At 67.7% G+C, this 16312-nt stretch carries 6 protein-coding genes and 3 pseudogenes; 5 read left to right on the forward strand and 4 right to left on the reverse strand.

Going from position 1 to position 16312, the window contains the following annotated elements; genetic code table 11:
* Positions 1-19: 19 nt before the first annotated feature.
* Both OG595_RS01160 and OG595_RS01165 read right to left on the reverse strand, forming a co-directional pair.
* The gene (locus OG595_RS01160; protein ID WP_329266868.1) at positions 20-631 is read right to left on the reverse strand and encodes a hypothetical protein; all 612 of its coding nucleotides are present in this window, start codon (positions 629-631) and stop codon (positions 20-22) included.
* Positions 632-771: 140 nt separating this feature from the next.
* Positions 772-2781 (reverse strand): S9 family peptidase, encoded by a 2010-nt coding sequence (locus OG595_RS01165; protein ID WP_329266869.1) that lies wholly within the window; start codon positions 2779-2781, stop codon positions 772-774.
* A 150-nt stretch (positions 2782-2931) separates the two neighbouring features.
* On the opposite strand from OG595_RS01165, the pseudogene OG595_RS01170 reads away from it, so the two are divergent.
* Positions 2932-4005 (forward strand): annotated as a pseudogene (locus OG595_RS01170) (IS701 family transposase); the annotation flags it as partial.
* 32 nt (positions 4006-4037) lie between these two features.
* Here the strand turns inward: OG595_RS01170 and OG595_RS01175 are convergent.
* Positions 4038-6227, reverse strand: coding sequence for a recombinase family protein (locus tag OG595_RS01175; protein ID WP_329266871.1), 2190 nt, complete (start codon positions 6225-6227; stop codon positions 4038-4040).
* A gap of 311 nt (positions 6228-6538) precedes the next feature.
* On the opposite strand from OG595_RS01175, the pseudogene OG595_RS01180 reads away from it, so the two are divergent.
* The 3 genes and pseudogenes from OG595_RS01180 to OG595_RS01190 all read left to right on the forward strand — a co-directional run.
* Positions 6539-6742: pseudogene (locus OG595_RS01180) on the forward strand (IS701 family transposase); the annotation flags it as partial.
* A gap of 744 nt (positions 6743-7486) precedes the next feature.
* Positions 7487-13642: a DNRLRE domain-containing protein gene (locus OG595_RS01185; RefSeq protein ID WP_329266873.1), complete on the forward strand. Its 6156-nt coding sequence runs from the start codon at positions 7487-7489 to the stop codon at positions 13640-13642.
* Positions 13643-13648: 6 nt separating this feature from the next.
* Positions 13649-14008, forward strand: a complete 360-nt coding sequence (locus OG595_RS01190; RefSeq protein WP_329266875.1) for a hypothetical protein — start codon at positions 13649-13651, stop codon at positions 14006-14008.
* 83 nt (positions 14009-14091) lie between these two features.
* Here the strand turns inward: OG595_RS01190 and OG595_RS01195 are convergent, their stop codons facing one another.
* Positions 14092-15618, reverse strand: coding sequence for an FAD-dependent monooxygenase (locus tag OG595_RS01195; protein WP_329266877.1), 1527 nt, complete (start codon positions 15616-15618; stop codon positions 14092-14094).
* A gap of 393 nt (positions 15619-16011) precedes the next feature.
* Here OG595_RS01195 and OG595_RS01200 point away from each other — a divergent pair.
* Positions 16012-16296: pseudogene (locus tag OG595_RS01200) on the forward strand (GmrSD restriction endonuclease domain-containing protein); the annotation flags it as partial.
* Between the last annotated feature and the right edge of the window lie 16 nt (positions 16297-16312).

Genomic DNA, 16312 nt, shown 5'->3' on the forward strand with positions numbered 1-16312 from the left:
CCGCGAGTGCCCGGCCACGTCACTCTCCGGGCACGGCTGCAGGGCGATAAACCTCCAGAACGACTGCGGTCCCGGCCACGGTTCGGTCCTCGTGCATCGTGATCTGCTGGCCGGGTTGGACGTGCGTCCAATGGGCGGGAGTGAGGGGCACGAGGCGAACCGCAGCCTGCCCGCCGGGCTCCAGAACGGGCATGCTCTCAACCCAGAGCGCGGCGATGCTGACCGCACGTTCACCTGTGGGCGAGAGGTCTCCGATGTCCCACATGGGTCGCAGAACCCCGGCGCCGGAGATTACTGTCGTGCGTCGGCCCTCGCCAGCCGGGCGGAGCTTCAGATCTGCTCGGATCACGCCATTGCGGATCTCGGAGCACCGCCAATGGCACCAGGCCGCGCTCCGCTCAAGCCGGAGCTGCTCAGCCGCCTCGGCGAGCTTCTCCCAAAACGCCAGAGGGATCGAGCGACCGTCCCCGAGTTCCTCCAGCAGGCCCAGAGCGATCTCCCACTCGTCATGGGCGAGGTAGTCCCAGATGTCTCGCACCGTGATGTCGTTGTCGGTGGCAGTCTCTTCCGGGACCAACAGGAAGGCTGATTCGAGCAGCTCAGGGACATCCATGCACTCATTGTCAACCATATGCAGGAGCGTGTCGGCGCTCGTCCACCCGTAGTTCAGAGAAGGCGCGCAGCACATCATCTGGCGACGCACCGGCACCCACGACATCCTCACCGGGCCCTGACAAGTCGGTTGAGCAATGGCTGCTGGGCTCGGCCGGGTTACAGCAGGCTGGGCTGCTGCCATTCGGTGCCGAGGACGTGGTGGTCGAGGAAGTTGAGGAATGTCTCGTACCACAGGCGCGTGTGGTTCGGCTTGAGGATCCAGTGGTTCTCGTCGGGGAAGTAGAGGTACTTCGCGGGGACTTCGTGCCGCTGCAGTTCCTGGAAGAGCGTGGCGCCCTGCCCGACGGGCACGCGGTAGTCCTTGGCACCGTGGATGACCAGCATCGGGGTGCGGATCTTCGCGACGTCCAGGTGCGGCGAGTCGGCTTCGTACCGCTCGGGGCGGGTCAGCGGGTCGCCGAAGATCCGCTGGAAGTACCAGGGCACATCGGTGTCGCCCTGGAACATCCGCAGGTCCCACAGACCTGCATGGCTGATGATCGCCTTGAACCGGTCCGTGCGGGTGGCGACCCGGTTCGCCATGTATCCGCCGTACGAGCCGCCGGCGAGCGCCGTACGTGAGGCATCGATGTCGTCGCGGGCCTCGGTCGCGTCGGTCAACGCGATCACATCCGTGTAGGGGCGCCCGCCCCACTGCCCCCAGCCGCGCCGGTGGTTGATCTGCCCGTAGCCGGTCGACAGAGCCGGATCCGGCAGCAGCACCGCATAGCCGCGCGCGGCGAACGGCCACGGGTTCCACCGCCAGGTCCAGCCGTTCCAGCTGAACTGCGGTCCGCCATGGACAGCGACGAGCAGCGGTGCGGGCCGCTGGGCGGACGCGCCCTCGGGCAGCACGAGCCAGCCGCGCAGCACGAACCCGTCGTCCGCCTCAGCGTGCACCTCGGTGAGCGTGCCGGGCAGCTTCCCGACGCCACCCGGGGCGGGCAGCCCGGCCGGGGTCTGGTCGACGATGTCGGCGTCGATCCGGACGGGCGTCGGCGGCGCGTCGACCGCGTGGCGCAGGGCGTAGAGCGTCCGCCCGTCGGGGGCCACGGCCAGCGACCCGTACGCACCCGAAGCGGTGAGACGTGTGATGCCACCGTCCGGGTCACGCCGGAAGACGGGCGCGTGCCCCTGCTCGTCGGACGTGAAGAAGAGCGTGTCGTCCACCGGTGAACAGGCCACGTCGACGGGCCAGTTGTCGAACCCGGGCAGCAGGTCCCGCACCGCGCCGTCGGCCAGGTCGATCCGGACGAGAGTCGCTTCCCAGGGATCGTCGTACGTCGGGTAGCGCATCCGGGAGCACACGAGGGACGAGCCGTCGTGGGTGAACCGTGGTGCCTCGTAGAGATGCTCCAGATCGCCGACGACGTGGATCTCCTCACCGCTCGCCGCGTCGGCCACCACCACGATGGTGCGATGTTCGTCCGGGACCCGCCCGGGCACGAACCGGCGGTACGCCACCCGTGTGCCGTCCGGCGACAACGCCGCATCCCCCGGATCCTCCAGACCGATCCCCTGCCCACCGGCGACGACCGGCTCCCCGTCAACACCGGCACAGACAAAGGTGTGCGGCTCCGCCGGGCCGAGGTCGTGGTCCCAGGCACGGGTCGGCCCGGCCTCATACAAGATCGCGGTGACCTTCGCGTCCTTTCGCGCCGCGTACAGCCTGCCGTGCGCCTCGGCGTCGGCGGCACCCGGCAGCAGCCCCGCGGTATGGCACAGCGCACCGGAGTTACGGGCGACGGTGACCGCGGCGATCCCGCCCGGGTGCCGGGCCACGACGACGGCCTCCCCGCGCGGCGGCAGCGCCCACAGCCCGGGGCCCTCGTCCTCCTCGCCGTCCGCAGCGGCTCGTCCGGACAGGAAGTACAGCGTCCCGTCCGGACCGAACACCGGCCCCGACTCACCCTTGTCGGACCGGGTCAGCCGCAGCGCGTCGCGCTCCCCTGCCGGATCGATCTCCCACAGACCGGACACGAACCGCGTCCCGTCCCCCGACAACGACTGCACGGCGGCGACGAGACGAGTGCCATCGACGGACAGGGCAAGGGAGTTGACGCGGGGACAGGCGACGAGGGCGGACAGGTCACGGAAGGTGGACGGACCACCTGAGGACTCGATCATGCGAGCGATTGTCGCCCGTGTACGTTACGGACGGCCAGGGAGTATGACGTAGAGCGCCTATCTGTCAGCAGCCCTTCCCGCATCACCGCACGTACTAGTAGGACTCCGTTAGGTCTTTCTGTCGGTGGTGTTCAGCGGCATGGTGGGTGTGTGGACGCACATGAAGTGAACCGTGCTCGGGCGAAGTTGGCGTTGTTCGTGGCTGATGTGTTCTCTTCGGTGCCGCGGAAGGACCAGCGGGCCAAGGGTGACTGTTATCTGCGGGGACTGATGGTGGACGGCCGCCGCAAGTCCATCCAGGCCATGGCTGCGCGGCTGCCGGACGGCAACGAGCAGAACCTGCAGCAGTTCGTGAACCAGTCGACCTGGGATCCGGTGCCGGTGCGGCGGCGGATCGCGCAGCGGATGGTGCCGCTGATCGGCCCGGATGCCTGGGCCATCGACGACGTGTCGTTTCCCAAGGACGGGAAGATGTCGGTCGCCGTGGCCCATCAGTACTGCGGGGCCCTGGGCAAACAGGCGAACTGTCAGGTGGCGGTCAGCGTGCACGCGGTCACCGATACCGCCTCCGTCCCGCTTCAGTGGCGGCTGTTCCTGCCGAAGGAGTGGGACAGCGATACCGAACGCCGGCGTCGCTGTCAGGTGCCCGATGAGGTCGGGCACCGGGAGAAGTGGCGCCTGGCCCTGGACACCCTCGATGAGCTGGCCGGGTGGGGTCTGGTGCCGCCGGTGGTGGTGGCCGACGCCGGCTACGGGCAGAACGCCGACTTCCGCGACGGCCTGGACAGCCGGGGCATCGGCTATGTCGTGGCAGTCCGTTCGGATGTCACCGTCCACTGCTGCGACGCCGAGCCGGTCACGCCGCCGTGGTCGGGCAACGGCCGCAAGCCGCAGCCCCGCTACCGGGACAAGCCGTCCTCCGTGTCCGTTCTGGCCGCTGGTCACGGGCGCGAGGCGTTCACCGAGGTCACCTGGCGGGAAGGCTCCCGCGGACCGATGCGCTCACGCTTCCTGGCACTGCGGGTGCGGCCGGCCGGAGTCAGGGCCCGCCGTCTGGCCCAGGCCGCCGCCACCGCGCAGGAGGGCTCGTGGGACGGTGTCCTGCCCGAGGTCACGCTGCTGGCCGAATGGCCCGAAGACGCCGAAGCACCCACCGACTACTGGCTGTCGAACCTGCCCGCCGGCACCCCGGTGGCCGAACTGGTCCGCCTGGCCAAGATCCGCTGACGCATCGAGATGTGTCAACCACAGTGCACTCATAAATGGGAACTGGCTGTTTGATCGTCGTCTTCGGCCGGGATTCGGGGCTCGGTGTCGGTCCAGCGGAGTCGGGTGTACCAGCCGGGCGGGCGGGTGCGTCGCTCGCGGAGTTCGGCGAGTTCGGTGGGTCCGGCGTGGAGGATCCACCGGTAGGGGCGCCGGGACTCCTTGCGGGCGTTCACCCAGCCGCGGTAGATCCACGAATAGAGGGTGACTGCGGGCATGTCGAGTTCGGTGGCGAGGTCTTCCAGCCACCACTCATCGTGACCGGGTGCCTCGCCGGGTGGCGGGGCCAGTCGGGTGCGGGCGGGTGGCGACAGGCAGCCGAGTTCGCGCAGGATCTCCTTGACCGCGCTGGCGCTGATCCGGTCTCCGCGTCCGCGGGCCGGGCGGAAGCCCTCCGCGTGCAGGCGCCGGGCGATCGCCTCGGCGCGGTGTCCCTGCGCGGCCAGCTCGAGGACACGTTCCTTGATCTGCGGGAAGTAGCTGAGCTGTTGCAGGAGGGCGACGGGGCGGGCGGTCTCGCCCGTGGTTGTCCTCCCGCCGGCCCAGGTGATGGTGACGGTGACCCGTTCGCTCGTGCCCAGCACGGTGACGGTGACCTGCTCCACGACCGCGCGGATGATCTCTTTGCGGTCGAGGGCTGTGGTCGTCGCAGCACTCCACAGGCCCTTGATGTCGTCGGCCAGCGCGGTGATGGCCTGCTGCTCGGCGGCGGTGAGGGTGCCTGGACGGGTGAGTGTGAAGCGGTCGTACTCCTCCTGCAGGGTCTGCTGGGCGGCAAGGACCTGCTCCCAGTCCTTTTCCAACTGCCTTACGACCAGGCGGTTCTCGGGCTCAGCGAGGCGGTAACAGCGCCGGGCCCGGTCGGCGTTGATCGCGGCGCGTTCCAGCCGCTGGGACCAGATTCTCTCCAGCTCGGCCCGCTCGGCCAGGACCTGCTCGGCCGCGCGTAAGGAGACCTCCAGCGCGGCCGGGGCCAGCGCGGCCAGGACAAGAGCGGTGACGAAGGCATTCACGCAGGCCCCGTTCAGTGCCTGGCAGCGCTCCCCGGAGCCGTAGTCGGTCATCTGCCGGGCACACACGTAGTCGGGGCGGGTGCTGCCCGCGTGCTGGTGGTAGCGCACGGTCATGCGCTTGCCGCAGCGGCCGCACCGCACCAGCCCGGCCAGCAGCGCGGGGCCGCCGCGGACCGTGCCGGGGGTCTCGGCCCGGGCGGCGTTGGCCGCGAGCCGGGCCAGGTTGGCCCGGTACTGCTCGATGGTGAGGTAGGCGGGCAGCGCGTCGGGGATGAACACCAGCCACTCGTCCTCACCGCGCACCACCCTGCCGGTGGAGGGGCGCCCCGGTTGCTGCCTGCGGTGCTCGACCCTGCGGCGCCCGTAGGCGTAGATCCCGGCATAGACCGGACTGTGCAGCATGCACTGCAGCGTCATCCGGTTCGGCCGCCGCCACTCCAGCTCGCCCTTGTCGGGGCCCCTGCGCAACCGGACGGGCAGTTCGATCCCGTGCTCGACCAGCCAGCGCAGCACCGCATGCAGGGTGCCGAGCTCGGCGAACTTGCTGAACACCAGCCGCACCACGGTCTGTGCCTGCTCATCCGGGTCGAGAACTGCCTCGCCGGACGGTCGGCGCACATAGCCGATCGGCAGCGGCACTGCCAGGTCTCCGCGGCGGGCCTTGTTCACCCGCCCGGCCTGCATGCGCTGCTTGATCAGATGGAGTTCGGCCTCGGCCATCGTCCCCTTCAGCCCCAGCAGCAACCGGTCATTGTGCTCCGCCGGGTCATAGACCCCGTCGGTGTCCGCCAGCAGCGCACCGGACAGGGCGCACAACTCGATGAGTTGGTACCAGTCCTTCCCCGATCGTGCCAGGCGGGACATCTCGATGCCCAGTACCAGCCCGACATGATCCAGCCCGATCTCGGTGACCAGGCGCTGGAACCCCGAGCGTCCGACCGTACTTGCCCCGGAACGGCCCAGGTCCTCATCGATCACCACCACCCGCGAGGCGGGCCAGCCCAGCGAGGTCGCCCTGTCCACCAGCGCGTACTGCAACCGGGTCGACTCCTGGTGATCCGTAACCTGTTGCATGCTCGACTGCCGCACATACACGACCGCGAGCCTGGTCAGCTGCCGGTCGCTCACCTTGCTCCCCGACCGCTCCCACGGCATCAGCGCCGTCATGACCGGTCCGCCTCACCGCTCGGCGACGGTGCAGCTTCCGCCTTCGGCAGAGCCCGGCCCGCCAACACGGCCAGCCGTCGCACTACCAGCAGCCGGTTCACCTCCGGCAGCCCCGCCCACACCTCCTCGCCCAGGCCCTGACGGGCCAGGCTCTGGGGCAGCCGCCCCCTGCGTCGTCCACGACGACTCGCTCTCCTCTTCACCCTGCCGAGCCCGCAGCCGCTCGACCACCGCGACCAGCCGCAACAGCCCCTCACGCCCGATTACCGGCACATCACCTACTTGATACCCATTCATAGGTGCAGTGTGCTTGGCAGATTGAGCACGACTACCGCGAACTCAAGCACGGCCTCGGCCTGGACCACTTCGAAGGACGTTCCTGGGCAGGGTGGCATCACCACGTCACCCTGGTCACCGCCGCCCACGCCTTCCTCACCGAACAGCGCCTGGCCCCAAAAGCCGATACAGCGGACTCACCCTCTACCAGATCCTCGACACCATCCAGGACCTCCTGAACTGCTGGACCGGCACCTGCACCACCTGCCACCGCCCCCTGCCCAGAACCTCCGCCACCAGCCCAAACCCAAGAGCCAGAACAACCTAACGGAGTCCTACTAGCGCCGTAATCACTTTCCGCTGGCGGCGACGCACCCCCACCGCCCTGACCACATGATCCCACTCGCGGTGAGCTGGTGGTCCGGCTCCGACACTTGGACCACCGCCAAGGGCGAGGCGTTCGCCAACGTCCTCGCCCACTCCCAGCCGATCGCCGTCTCCGCAGTGTCGAATAGCACGAAGGGCAATAAGTGCTCCGATGCGCTGTCCCACCGTCTACCAAGGCTTCAGGCAGATGCAACTCGGCCGCGGAGTCTCGGCATCCGGATTGCCCCCCATTACAACTGCATCACGACTTTCACCGCAAAGGCGAAGTGGCATCACGCGCGTAACGGGTTAATTTCCCGATATGTCCCGATGTGTTGATAAGTGAATCCATCGAAGGGTGGCGGCCGGGCGCGGTCGCCACAACGCCGGCCATCGACGTCAAGTCCGCCAGTGCGACCCATGATCACTTTTCGGTCACAGTAAGAGGCGGGTGATCTTTTACCTTAAGCTTACTGTGATCTCATCGCGTCACCCGTGGCGCACTCGGCGTCACGGCGTGATGACAGGGGTGGGTTTTGAGGCTCAAGGGGAGACGGGTCCCGGGCTCAAGGGGGCGGGCGAGACCGCCGGGCGGCTCGCTGAAACGAACCGCTCTGATGGTTGCCGCAGTGCTGGCGGCGGAGACGGCGCTGGTGTCGCTGCAGTCGGGTGCGGTCTTCGCCGCCGACTCCGGGACCGCCGAAACGACGTCGGCCTCGGGCCAGACGAAGCCGCTGGCGTCGTCGGCGGATTCGGTGGCGGCGGCGTTGCTGATGGCCCGGTCGCAGGGCCGCAGGGTCGAGGTGCTGTCGGAGCGGGCGGCGGACTCGACGACGTACGCGCTGCCGTCGGGCGAGCTGCAGACGGAGACGTTCGCCGGCCCGGTCCGGGTACGGCAGGACGGCGTCTGGAAGGACATCGACACGTCGCTGTCCGACACCGGGGCCAGCCTCACCCCGGAGGCCACGGTCGCCGACATCACCGTCTCGAACGGCGGGGACACGGCGCTGGCCTCGGTGTCGAAGGGGGAGACGTCCTTCGGGATGGGCTGGGAGGACAAGCTCCCCACCCCGACGGTCACCGACAACACCGCCTCCTACGACCTGGGGGACGGCCAGACCCTGACGGTCAGCGCGCTCGCGCAGGGCTTCTCCCAGAACGTGATCCTCGACCAGGCCCCGGACAGCGCGGTCTCGTACCGGATCCCGCTGCACCTGGACGGACTGACGCTGTCCCAGGCCGACTCCGGCCACCTGCTGCTCAAGGACGACGGTGGCAGGCTGGTCGCCGAGGCCCCGGCGCCGATGATGTGGGACTCCAGCAGAAACGATTCCTCGGGTGAATCCGATCACCAGGCCCGGGTGACCACCGAGGTCGAGACGGCGTCGGACGGCACCCAGACCCTGGTCCTGACCCCGGACGCGGACTTCCTCGCCGACCCGGCCCTCACCTACCCGGTGACGGTCGACCCGACCTCCACCCTCGCGGTCACCACCGACACGTGGATCCAGACCCCGACCTACCCCGACTCCCAGGTCTCCTCGACGGAGCTGAAGTCGGGCACCTACAACGCCGGTACCGACAAGGCGCGTTCGTACCTGAAGTTCGACGTGTCGAAGTTCGCTGGCAAGCACATCACCGACACCAACTTCGCCCTCTACAGCTACTACTCCTCGACCTGCTCCAGAGAGGGAGCGGGCACCACCGTCCGCCGCATCACCTCCACCTGGTCGTCCACTTCTCTTACGTGGGAAACCCGGCCGTCGTCGTCCGGGACCGGCGCGGTGAACAACCTGGTGCCGCGCGGCTACTCCTCGGACTGCCCGGCCGCGTGGTCCAACTGGGACATCGACACCATCGTCCAGGCCTGGGCCGACGGCGCCACCAACTACGGCCTCATGGTCTATGGCACCAGCGAGACCGACTCCACCACCTGGCGCCGCTTCCGCTCCGCGAACTACACGACCACCGGCTACGCGCCGAAGCTGACGGTGACCTACAACTCCTACCCCGCGAAGCCGAGTTCGACGGCCATCGCGCCGTCCCAGGTCAACGCCTACAGCGGCTACCGGTACGTCACTTCCCTGACCCCTACCCTCTCGGCGAAGGTGACCGACCCCGACGGCTCCAGCACCAAGGGCCAGTTCGAGATCACGGCGGACCCGACGTACGCGGACACCACGTACTCCTACACCGGCACGTCCGCGTCAGTGGCGTCAGGATCGACGGCGAAACTGACCGTCCCCTCGGCCAGCGCGCTCCCGGCGGCCAAGCACCTGCGTTACCGTGTGCGCGCCTACGACGGCACGGACTATGGCTCCTGGACCGGCTACACCACGTTCACCATGAACACGGACAAGCCCGGGCCGGCGACCGTCTCGTGTGCCACGTACGCACAGAACGGCTGGACGGCCAAGGCGAGTTCGGCGGTGTCCTGCACGCTCAACACGACGTCCACGGACGGTGCCGGCTTCCAGTGGGGCCTGGACGACTCATCCCTGCCGAACAAGAAACTCGACACCACCGACGGCACCGGCGGCGACGCACAGACCATCAGCATCAACCCGGCCGACGGCTGGCACACGCTGTACGCGCGGACGATCGACGCCGGTGGCAACCTGTCGACGGCAACCACCGCCTACTCGTTCGGAGTCAGCGCCGACGGAGGCGGGATCCTGTCCCCGGCAGACGGTGACACCACCGCCCGCCGACTGACCCTCGCCGCCGACGGCCTCAGCTACACGGGAGTGACCTGGCAGTACCGGCGCGGTGAGACGGACTCCTGGCACATCGTGCCGATCGGCGACGTGACCGCCTCCGGCAGCGCGGTGTCCGCCTGGCCGGTCGGCACCGCCACCAAGCTGGTGTGGAACACCGTCAACTCGCTGTCCGAGGACGGTGTGATCGAGCTTCGTGCCGTCTTCACCAACAGCACCACCACCGGCTATTCGCAGACCGTCGAGGTCACACTCGACCGCGATGCCGGTACCGCGCCCAGTGCCCCGGTGGGACCAGGTTCCGTTAACCAGCTGACCGGTGACTTCACCCTGTCGGCCACCGACGCCTCAGTGTTCGACGCGTCGGTGAGCCGGGTCTTCTCCTCCCGCTCGAACAACGCCGACACCGAAGGCCAGGCGGCCATCTTCGGTCCCGGGTGGACGTCGTCCGTCACCGCCGAGTCGAGCGACTACACGCAGATCCGCGAGACCTCCGACTCCTCTGTCGAGCTTCTGGCCGGTGACGGCAGCGCGATCGCGTTCACGGAGACGAGTAGCGGCGGCTGGGAGCCGGAGATCGGTGCCGAGTCCCTGACGCTGACCTACTCGACGAGCACGAAGACCTACACGCTGACCGACACCGGCTCCAACACCACGGTGTTCGCCAAGGCCGACGACGCCTCGCCGACGTGGACGCTCTACTCGTCCGCGTCGGCGGTCGACGATTCGACGGTCACCGTCTTCTCGACAACAGTGGACGTCGCAGGCAAGAAGCTGGCCCGTCCGAGGTACGTGGTCTCACCGACGAGCGCGGTGACTGCGACGACCTGCCAGACGACACCTTCCACCAAGGGCTGCCGGGTACTGGAGTTCGTCTACGCGACGGCCACCACCGCCACCTCCGGCGCGCTCGGCGACTACACGGACCAGGTCAAGGCAGTGAAGCTGTGGGCCACCAACCCGGGTGCCTCCGCCGCGACCGCCGAAACCCTGACGTCCTACTCATACGATGCCTCCGGGTACCTGCGCGGTGTATGGGATCCGCAGATCAGTCCCGCGCTGAAGACGGAGTACACCTATGGCTCCGACGGCCGGGTCGCCACTTTGACCGAGCCCGGTCAATCGGCGTGGACCTTCACCTACGGCAACGCGGGCAGCGCCGCCGCGGCCGGTGCGGGCATGCTGCTCCAGGCATCCCGCCCCGAGCTCACCGAGGGATCGAACAGCGAGGTCTCCGGCACCGCCGTGACCAGTGTCGTCTACGACGTACCGCTGTCCGGCAGCAAGGCACCGTACAAGATGGACACCGACACGGTGGGATCCTGGGCCCAGGACGAGGCTCCGACGGACGCCACAGCCGTCTTTCCGCCCGGCTCGACCCAGGTCTCCCACAGTGGAGTCGACCTGGCCGCCGATGCCTACGGCAAGGCGATGATCACCTATATCAACGCCAACGGCGAGGAGACCAACACCGCGAGCCCCGGAGGCGCCCTCACAGCCACCAGCTATGACGAGTTCGGGAACACGGTCACCGAGCTGACGGCCGAGAACCGTGCGCTCTCCCTGGGCACGGCGAGCGGCGCGGCGGACACGCTCGCATCTCTCGGTCTGGCGGACCTGCTGCCGGCCGAACGGGCCCGGCAACTCGCCGCCGTCTCCGTGTACTCCACCGACGGTGAGCGTCTGCTGCACGAGTACGGCCCGCTCCACGAGGTCACCCTGACCACAGATCTCGCCGGTGCTACCGTCCTGCCCGCAGGTACGGTCGTCACCGCCCGCACCCACAAGTCGTACACCTACGACGAGAACCGTCCCGCCGGCGCCGAGATATCCGACCTGGTCACCACCACCAAGGTCGGTGCCTTCGTCGACGGCTATGCCACCGACGGCGACATCCGCACGCGGACGGCCAGCTACGACTGGGCCACGGGGCAGACGACGGCGACCGGCGGCGACGACACTACCGGCATGGTCACGACCTACAGCACCAACGGGAAGGTGGCGACCACCCGCACTGCGGGTTCCAGTGGCTCGGACGCGGTGACCATCCAGTACGAGTACTACACAGCCGACGGTACGGGCACCTGCGGAGGCCGTCCCGAATGGGTGGGCCTGGCCTGCCGGACCACTCCTGCCGCCACCATCACTGGCGGTGGCAGCAACCCGAGCGAAGCGGTCACCACGGTCTTCACCTACGACCGCTGGACCCAGTTGGCCACGAAGTCCGTCACGGCCAACGGACAGACCCGCACGACCACGATCACCAAGGACAGCGCGGGACGACCGGTCACGACGTCCATCACCGGAGGCATCGGACAGAGCGTGCCCTCGGCGACGATCACCTACAACACGGCCAACGGACAGATGGCCACACGGACCTCGGGCGGGCAGACCATCGCCTATGTCTACGACGCCCTGGGCCGTCCGACGTCCTACAACGACGGTGCGGGCAACATCACCACCACCGCCTACGACGTCCTTGACCGGCCGGTGAAGGTCACCGACTCGGTTCCGTCCAGCACAACGTTCTCGTACGACACTTCGGGGAACCGCACGGGCCTGACGGACTCGGTCGCCGGGACATTCACCGCCTCCTACAACGCGGACGGCACTCTCACCGCCCAGACCCTGCCCGGCGGCTACACGCTCGCCATCAGCACGGACACCTCGGGCAACGAAACCGACCGCTCCTACACCGACGCCCAGGGCAGCACCGTCCTCTCGGATAGCGCCCGGTACACCATCCACGGTGAGCAGACCGGCCACACCCAGACCGACGGTTCCACCACCGACACGGCCTACAGCTACGACGGTGCAGGCCGTCTCGTCAAGGCCGCCGACACCACCGCCACCGGTTGCACCACTCGCGCCTACACACTCAACGTGAGCAGCAACCGCACGGCGCTGGCCACCACCACCGACGACTGCGACAGCGCCGACGCTGTGACCGGCACCGTCTCGCACTCCTACGACAGTGCCGACCGGATGATCGCCAACGGAATCGTATACGACGCATTCGGCCGCACCACGGCCAGCGGCGACAGTGCATTCACGTACTTCGTCAATGACCTCGTGCAGAGCGAGACCGTCGGCACCAGCCGCAAGACCTGGTCTCTGGACGGGGCAGGGCGACTGGCCGTGACCACGAACCAGTCCCAGGCGACCGACGGGTCCTGGACGACAACGGGCGCCGTCACCAACCACTACGGCTGCGAATGCGACAGCCCCAGTTGGAGCAAGTCCTCGGCCGGTGCCGTCAGCCGCAACGTCTCCGACGCGACCGGTGGCCTCGGCGCCGTCAGCACGGCGAGCGGAAACGTGGTTCTCCAGCTGGCCAACCTGCACGGAGATGTCACGGTCCAGCTTCCGTTGGACACCGCCGTGTCACCGACCGTGCAGCACTACGACGAGTACGGCAACGCACTCGACGGCACCGTCTCGGCCGCTTACGGCTGGCTGGGCACCTACCAACGCGACAGCTCGACTCTCAGCGGGATCACCCTCATGGGCGTGCGACTGTACGACCCCGCCACCGGCCGCTTCCTCCAAGCCGACCCGGTCTACGGAGGCAACGACAACAGCTACGAGTACTGCCGCGGAAACCCCGTCTCCTGCACGGACCTGACTGGCGCGTACTCATACTCGTACTCCTACCTCATTGGTAGCTACTTCAGTTCCGCCAAGACGGTCTTCAAGTGGATCAGCACCAATTTCTGGGTGTTCCCACTCACGGGATGTGGCGCCACGCTCAACCGGGGCGAGCGATGCAATCTCAAGCCGGTGCTGGGCCCAGTGAAGGTGGAGAAACTCACCTCGACCTACTTCCAGTTCCTCTCTTTGAAAGGGCACTTCGAGGGCCCTGGCAAGAGACTCCGGTTCACCTTCACGAAGAGCTGGGGCGTAGTGTCCATGAAGGTCAAGGCTTGGGGGCCGGACAGAACCAAGTGCGACAACAACAAGTTCTGCTCCACGACAAACAAGATCGCCGCCAGGACGGGGTTCGCAGTGTTCGCGATCAATATCGCTTTCTATACCACTTTGTACGGAGTGTGGTAGGAGGTCATGAAAACGGCAATTGAGAACTCAGTCCGTACGCAACTTCGCACCCATCCCTGGACACCGCTGCACACGCTGGTCATCACGGCAGTGGCGGCTGTCCCCTGGCTCGTGGCGGTGCTCCCGCTCACGCTGAACGGCATACAGCAGGTACAGGAGTCCGGCGACGCCCAAAGCGGTTCAGTCGGATTGGGCATCGCCATGCTAGTCCTGGCTGCACTCCCCGTCGTCACCTCGCTACTGATGGTGACAGTCGGGCTGATCATCCGTCTCCAACTTCGCAAAATCGTCCATTTCGCCGCAGCGACCCTGTTCTTCGGCGGGCTGGCTTCCTTCCTGTTCGCCGCCCTGCTAGCCATGGCGTAGGTGACCAGCGGTAACGAATAGCCCGCGGTAAGCAGTAACGAAGACAGGGGCGGCCCTCCGGACAATCGGAGGGCCGCCCCTGTTCATGACCGAACAGGGGCGTCGCCCAAGACCCGGGCCAGCCATTCGTCCAGCGCGGCCGGTGAGGTGCCGGACCAGCCCAGATGAGCGTCCGGACGGATCAGCATGGTCTTCCGCCCGTGCTCTGGTGACAGGAAGGCGGCGACAGCACCGCCTCCGCCCAGCCTTCGACGTGCGATATCCACGAATACCTGTGTCCGCGTGTCCGCACCGGGAGCGACAAGGGCCCAGCCTGGGCATAGCTCGGCGTGCAGACGAGTCCGCGTACCGTCTTCCCGGACGCACTGCAGGTCCGGCACTCGGTCACCGGCACACGAACCGGCCGCGGCCCATGGAAACGTCAGCCGCCCCGCCAAAGGACCTGTGCGATAACTGACCCTGAGCTGCGAGGACTTCTCCCAGAGCAGCCGCTGTACGACCGGCCGGTTCAGCAGCGGTACCAGAACGTGATCGCGTACGGCCTGGGCCAGCGGGCTCTCCCCTACGACCAGGCGAGTGACACGGCTCGTGGCCCCCACTACTTCCCGCGCCACAGGCCGCCGTTCGGCCTCGTACGTGTCCAGCAGACCGCTCCCGGCCCGACCCGAAACGACCAGGGCGAGCTTCCACGCCAGGTTCTCGGCGTCCCCCAGCCCGGTGTTCATACCCTGCCCTCCAAAGGGACTGTGCACGTGCGCCGCATCCCCGGCCAGCAGGATCCGGCCGCGACGGTAGCCGGTGGCCAGGCGGCGCTGGACACGGAACGCGGACGTCCACAGGACATCCCACGCCATGGCAGGTTCAACACGGGCATGATCCCGCAGCGCGCTGCCCAGCACAGCAGACACCTGATCAGGATCGACAACGCCCGCTCCCCCTGCGGGTGCCGAAGCCACAAGGCGCCACACGTCGTTCCCCGGCAGCGGGAAGACTCCGAGCATCTCGTCCTTGCGCAGCCACCCCGACACCGTGTCCCTGCGCAGAGGCAACGCCGCCCGCACATCCGCCAGCAGGAAACCCTCCGCCACGGATGCCCCGGGGAACTCGATGCCCGCCACTTTGCGCACCCTGCTGTGCGCGCCGTCACAGCCGACGAGCCACCGTGTGCGAACTGACCTGTCGGTCAGGTGCACAGTCACGCCGTTCCGATCCTGATCGGCACCGAGAAGTTCCTGCCCCCACTCCACGGCGACGCCCAGTTCACCCAGCCGGCGCCGCAGCCGAGCCTCCACCTCTGCCTGCGAGTTGACCAACACTGGACGGCTCACCAACTTCGCGTGTTCGCCGACCCTCAAGCGCGCCAGGCACCTCCCGTTAACGTGCGTGACGACCTCCGCCACACGGACCGACTGCTCCGGCAACCCGTCCAAGGCGCCAAGCCGATCGAGGACTTCCGAGCCTCGCGGCTGCAACCCCAGCGCCCGCGAAGTCACTGACGGATGCTCCGCTTTGTCAATCACCTCGACCGATACCCCCGCCGCGCGTAGACCACACGCCAGCGCGAGTCCCGTCGGACCCGCACCCACCACCACAACCGTCGGAGTCGCCACGCCAACCCGCCTTCCCATCTCCCCGCACAATGCAGCGGTGTTGGTACCCCTATTTGGTGCAGCAGCGATGCAAGCCATCCTCGCCACTGGATAGGTTCCGGATTCAGCCACACCCAATGGCCGTGCCGTCAAACCTTCTTGAACACCAGGTCCACGTTCCGATCCCTCACGTCAGTCTCCCGACAGATCCATCCGTTCTCCCGTGCTCACCCTGCTAAAGGTTGTCCCGTGAATGATCTCCGATGCGGTCGAAGTGTTGCGACCTCGGGTGGTCGGGGCCGCCTAGCCCGCGAGAGTGAGGGTCCGCCAGCGAACTGGTGGACCCTCACCCTCGTTCAGAACGGTGACACGTTCACGAATAGCGCAAGGTTGGAATGACGCTCCCCGCCAGTCGGCGCCTCCACGTGGACAACGGCCGAACGCCAGGCCTACGCCAACGACCTCGGAGACGCCCGCGCCCTGATCGCGGTCTCCGCCACCACCAACCGGTCCAAGTCCGACCAGGACCCCGCCACCTGGCAGCCCCCAGCGGTCGGCTACCGCTGCACCTACGCCGCCGACTGGATCACCGTCAAAACCCGCTGGAGCTTGACGATCGACCCCGCCGAACAGAAGACGCTCACCGACATCCTCTCCAGCTGTCCGAACAGCCCGATCGAGGTCACCCTCGCCCGCTGACCCGGCCCTCCTCAGG

It is taken from the genome of Streptomyces sp. NBC_01451, from assembly GCF_036227485.1.
In the GTDB taxonomy this organism is placed as follows: Bacteria; Actinomycetota; Actinomycetes; order Streptomycetales; family Streptomycetaceae; genus Streptomyces.

Coding starts and splice junctions, on each gene's coding strand:
- OG595_RS01160 (WP_329266868.1), bottom strand. CDS start 631: ATGGTTGACAATGAGTGCATGGATGTCCCTGAGCTGCTCGAATCAGCC.
- OG595_RS01165 (WP_329266869.1), bottom strand. CDS start 2,781: ATGATCGAGTCCTCAGGTGGTCCGTCCACCTTCCGTGACCTGTCCGCC.
- OG595_RS01185 (WP_329266873.1), top strand. CDS start 7,487: ATGGTTGCCGCAGTGCTGGCGGCGGAGACGGCGCTGGTGTCGCTGCAG.
- OG595_RS01175 (WP_329266871.1), bottom strand. CDS start 6,227: ATGACGGCGCTGATGCCGTGGGAGCGGTCGGGGAGCAAGGTGAGCGAC.
- OG595_RS01190 (WP_329266875.1), top strand. CDS start 13,649: ATGAAAACGGCAATTGAGAACTCAGTCCGTACGCAACTTCGCACCCAT.